Raw genomic sequence first — 1029 nt, 5'->3', positions numbered from 1 at the left:
CGTTCACCGGGGTGGCCGTCACCAGGGAAAACGAAGATCAACTAACTTTGCTTTGGCTCTGCTACCGCACCGCCATCACGAGCTACGATGCCGGCTACCGACCGCTCAACACTCAGGTAGAAATTCCCTCACCATCGGTCAACGGCGCACTGGCCGGAACCTACACAAGGTCTGCCACATACAAAATTGACGGCTCACTCGCGACTGAGGTGCTACCAGCGGAAGGTGGCCTACCTGCAGAAACTATTAGCTATACTTACAACAGCATCGGCCAACCGACAGGCATGGCTTCCGGCCAGGGCACTTATGTCGCCGGCACAAGTTACTTCTACGATGGGCTCCTTTCCTGGCAGCGACTAGGCGCCGCCGGCAAGCAGATTCATCAGGCATACACCTACACCCCAGACACCCGTAGATTGACAGGCGCGTCTGTCAGTCTCGAGAGTCAAACCAGCCCCGGAACGTTCAATCCCAAGTACGCTACCGAATACGGGTACGACCCGTTCGGCAATATCACGTCAATCGCCGGTACCACTGATGGAGTAGCTGACCAGGCGGAATGCTTCCGCTACGACTACCTGCTTCGACTTACTGAAGCCTGGACCGAGACTGTCGCTGAGTGTGCGACGCCACAGCGTTCAGGAGCCGACGCCTATCACCGGTCGTGGACTTTCGACGCTGTTGGCAACCGGCTCACCCAGACCGACCACAACCCGGCACTAGGCAACACCACGTGGACCTATCAGGTCGGTGTGCAGGCGGGCGTTAGCCCTCACCAAGTTGCGGCCGTCTCTGCCACTGGGCCGCTCGCCGATACCACCACGCGAAACTTCGCCTATGATGATGCCGGCCAGACGACCACCCGCACTACCGAGACCGGAACGACGCAAACACTCACCTGGACACCTGAACGTCAAGTCGACACGATTACCGAAGGCGCCAGCACCACGAGCATCGTCTACGACGCCGACACGGCCGTTTCATGATCGATTGTGGCTGTGAGTGATGGTGCCCGTGTCGGCGTGTCGG

At 59.1% G+C, this 1029-nt stretch carries 1 pseudogene; it reads left to right on the top strand.

Annotated features, from left to right (window positions below):
• A pseudogene (locus ACFHWY_RS28630) lies at window positions 1–986 on the top strand (hypothetical protein); the annotation flags it as partial.
• Between the last annotated feature and the right edge of the window lie 43 nt (window positions 987–1029).

This window comes from Micromonospora sp. LOL_024 (assembly GCF_048060415.1).
Classification (GTDB): Bacteria; Actinomycetota; Actinomycetes; order Mycobacteriales; family Micromonosporaceae; genus Micromonospora.
Note: the sequence above shows the minus strand (reverse complement) of the source record. Positions and strands in the feature narration are given on the sequence as shown.